The sequence below is a fragment of the Phenylobacterium sp. genome, assembly GCF_037138395.1.
Classification (GTDB): domain Bacteria; phylum Pseudomonadota; class Alphaproteobacteria; order Caulobacterales; family Caulobacteraceae; genus Phenylobacterium.
Genome location: NZ_JBAXIM010000208.1, coordinates 1 through 3,330, shown reverse-complemented (window position 1 = coordinate 3,330; position 3,330 = coordinate 1). Strand labels below are relative to the sequence as shown.

The 3,330-nt window shown below is 70.5% G+C and carries 3 protein-coding genes; 2 read left to right on the top strand and 1 reads right to left on the bottom strand.

What is annotated here, in order from left to right; genetic code table 11:
• Nucleotides 1–109: 109 nt before the first annotated feature.
• Nucleotides 110–940, top strand: coding sequence for an aminotransferase class IV (locus WCJ52_RS12285; RefSeq protein ID WP_336903599.1), 831 nt, complete (start codon nucleotides 110–112; stop codon nucleotides 938–940).
• A gap of 20 nt (nucleotides 941–960) precedes the next feature.
• Nucleotides 961–1,254 carry a 2TM domain-containing protein gene (locus WCJ52_RS12280; RefSeq protein ID WP_336903598.1) on the top strand — a complete coding sequence of 98 codons (294 nt, stop codon included), beginning with the start codon at nucleotides 961–963 and terminating at the stop codon, nucleotides 1,252–1,254.
• Nucleotides 1,255–1,259: 5 nt separating this feature from the next.
• Here WCJ52_RS12280 and WCJ52_RS12275 read toward each other — a convergent pair whose 3' ends face one another.
• Nucleotides 1,260–3,281, bottom strand: coding sequence for a DEAD/DEAH box helicase (locus WCJ52_RS12275; protein WP_336903597.1), 2,022 nt, complete (start codon nucleotides 3,279–3,281; stop codon nucleotides 1,260–1,262).
• Nucleotides 3,282–3,330: the final 49 nt, after the last annotated feature.

Below are 3,330 nucleotides of genomic sequence, written 5' to 3'. Positions count from 1 at the left end.
GCTTCCGGGTTGGCTGCGGGATCACTTCGGACTCCGACCCGGAGGCGGAGACCCGGGAGACCGAGGCCAAGGCCCTGAGGCTCATCGCGGCCATCGGAGGCGAAGGGCCATGATCACCTGGCGCGACGGGGACTGGATCGAGGACGGCGACGTCCTTCCGGCAGAGGATCGGGGGCTGACCCTGGGTGATGGCCTGTTCGAGACCCTGCTGGCGGTGGACGGCAGGCTGGCGCATGCAGGGCTCCACTTCCGGCGCCTGGCCGCGTCCGCTGCAGCCCTGGGCCTGCCACAACCCCCCGAGGGGACCCGGCTGGAGGCCGTCGCCCGGGAGACCCTTTCCCGGAACGGGCTGGACCGCGGACGGGCTGCCCTGCGCCTGACTCTGACCGCCGGGCGCTCGGCCCGGGGCCTGGCGCGGGACCCGTCAGCCGCCGCCCGCCTCCTGGTCACCGCCAGCCCCGCGCCAGAGGCCGGGACTCCCGTCCGCCTCGCAACCGTCTCGGTGCGGCGCAACCCCACCTCCCCCGCCTCACGTCACAAGACCCTCTCCTACATCGACAGCGTCATGGCCCTGAGGGAGGCCCATCAGGCCGGCGCCGACGAGGCTGTGATGTTGAATACGCGCGGTCGGCTCGCCAGCGCGGCCGCCGCCAACCTCGTCTTCCGGGTAGACGGGGAGATTGTCACGCCGCCCCTCTCCGAGGGCATCCTGGCCGGGATCACACGGACCCGACTGTTGGCAGCCATGCCGGAGATTGTCGAACGCCGCCTGACCCGGGCCGAGGCGAAGACGGCCGACGCCCTGGTCCTGACCAACGCCCTGCGCGGCCTCCGCCCGGCCCTGTCCTGGGACGGCCGGGACCTGCCGGGGAGCGGCGACCTGCGCGCGCGCCTGGAGGACAGGCTTTCCCTTGCGGAAGGGTGTGATAGCCTCGGCTGAAATCAGCCAGAGAGGCCGTCATGCCCACTGAGACCCCTGCGCCCATCGATCCGGAACTGATCCGCAAGGCGCAAAGACGCGTGAGCTTGCGGATGGGCTTCTTCAGCCACGCCCTCGTCTATGTGGTCGTCAATGCGGGTCTGATCGCGCTGAATGTCTTCAACGGCGGACCCCTCTGGGCCTTCTGGCCCATGGCGGGCTGGGGCATTGGCCTGGCCGCCCATGGCCTGTCGACCTGGTTCTCCCTCAACGGCGACGGCCTGCGAGACCGGATGCTGAAGCAGGAAATCGACCGGCTGAACGGAGGCCGATAGGTCCCTCAGGACCCGCGTTTCGGCTTGCCGCGAAAGGGCGCGCCACGGGGCGCGGGACCGTCGTTCGGCTTGCGCTTAGGGCCCGTGCCTGCGGTCGGGCCTGCGCCTGCCGGCCGGGGCTTTCCCTTCCAGGGCCGGTCACCCGGGGAGGCTGCGGGTCGGTCACCCTGCACGAAGGGCTTCTTCTTGAAGGGCTTTTTCTGGAAGGGCGGCTTCTCGAAGGGTGCCTTCTCGAAAGCGCGCTTCTCGAAAGCGGACGTCTCGGGCGCCGTCTTCTGGAATGGAGGATGTTCAGGGGATTGGGCCGGTCTGGGTGCCGCCGATTCCGCTGTGTAGGGCCGGGGTGCCCGCTTGGGCCGCGGCGGGGGGGACCCGCGCTCCCCCGGAGCTTCGAACTCGCGACGGGGACGCGAGGGCCGGGACTCTGCTCCCGGCGCCTCGGAAGGCGCGATCCGTGTCCCATCCGGAAGGGGAACGGCGACGGCCGCCGCGAAGGCGGGCGAGATTTCCCGGCTGATCTCGAAGCGGGTCTCGGCGTCGAAAATCCGGATGTTACCGATGTCGCGCTTGGTCACGCCCCCCGCCCGGCAGATCTTGGGGATGAGCCACTTGGGATCGGCCTGGTCCTTGCGGCCGATGTCGATCCGGAACCAGTCCATCTCGCCGGGGTCGCGCTGGGGCCGCAAATCGCCGACCGCCTCGGGCTTCCAGCGGGAAGGCGCGTCGTCCTGGACGTCCTCCGGCGGCGGCAGCTTCTCGCGGTAGAGCCTCATCAGGGCACCGGCGACCTGCTCGGGCGACAGGCGCTCCAGGAGGCGGCGGCCCTCGGCCATGCAGTCCTCGTCCGGGGGAGAAACCAAAATCGGATCCTCCAGCATACGCTGGCGGTCCTTCTCGCGGATCTCTTCGGCGGTCGGCGGCCCTACCCACTCGGCGCGGATGGAGGCGGCCTGGAACAGGAGCTCGGCCTTGCGCCGCCGGGCCCGGGGAACCAGCAGGACCGAGACACCCTTGCGCCCGGCCCTCCCCGTCCGACCCGACCGGTGGAGCATGCCTTCGACATTGGCGGGGATCTCGGCATGGATGACCAGGCCCAGGTCGGGCAGGTCGAGGCCGCGCGCGGCCACGTCAGTCGCGACGCAGACCCGGGCATGACCCCCGCGCAGGGCCTGGAGGGCCTCCGTCCTCAGGTCCTGGGTCAACTCGCCCGACAGGCCCACCACCGAGAAACCCCGTTCGCGCAGGGTGGCGGTCAGGTGCTTCACCCGCTCTCGGGTATTGGCGAAAACCAGGGCACCGGGCACCTCGTAGAACCGCAGAAGATTTACGACCGCCAGGTCCACCTGGTTGGGCAGGACCCGGACAGCGCGGTACTCGATGTCGCCGTGCGGGGAGTCGCGGTCGACGGTATCGATGCGCAGGGCGTCGCGCTGATAGGCCGAGGCCAGGCGGACGATCTCCCGTGGCAGGGTCGCAGAAAACATTAGGGTGCGCCGGTCGGCAGGGGCGGCCTCGAGCAGGAAGGTCAGGTCCTCCTGGAAGCCCATGTCGAGCATCTCGTCGGCTTCATCGAGGACCACCGCCTTAATCTCTGACAGATCCAGAGCGCCGCGCTCAAGGTGGTCACGGAGTCGGCCCGGCGTGCCGACGACGATGTGGCCGCCCCTTTGCAGGGCGCGCCGCTCGGCTCTCGGGTCCATCCCGCCGACGCAGGACAGGATCGTCGCCCCGGTGGCGGCGTAGAGCCAGGTCAGCTCGCCGGTCACCTGGAGGGCCAGCTCCCGCGTCGGCGCGATGACCAGGGCGGCGGGCGCCCCGGCCTGGCCGAAACCTTCGGCGAGACCCAAGAGGGTGGGGGCCATGGCGAGGCCGAAGGCGACGGTCTTGCCCGAGCCGGTCTGGGCCGAGACCAGCAGGTCGCGGTCGTATGAGGCGCCAAGGACCTGCGCCTGGACGGGCGTGGGCTCGGCATAGCCGCGTTCGGAAAGCGCGCGGTCAAGCGCCGGATGACTGGTCGGGAAGGGCATGGGCGGCGCCTATAGCACGACCAGGACGGAAAAGGGGCAAGGTTCCGTC

Coding starts and splice junctions, on each gene's coding strand:
- WCJ52_RS12285 (WP_336903599.1), top strand. CDS start 110: ATGATCACCTGGCGCGACGGGGACTGGATCGAGGACGGCGACGTCCTT.
- WCJ52_RS12280 (WP_336903598.1), top strand. CDS start 961: ATGCCCACTGAGACCCCTGCGCCCATCGATCCGGAACTGATCCGCAAG.
- WCJ52_RS12275 (WP_336903597.1), bottom strand. CDS start 3,281: ATGCCCTTCCCGACCAGTCATCCGGCGCTTGACCGCGCGCTTTCCGAA.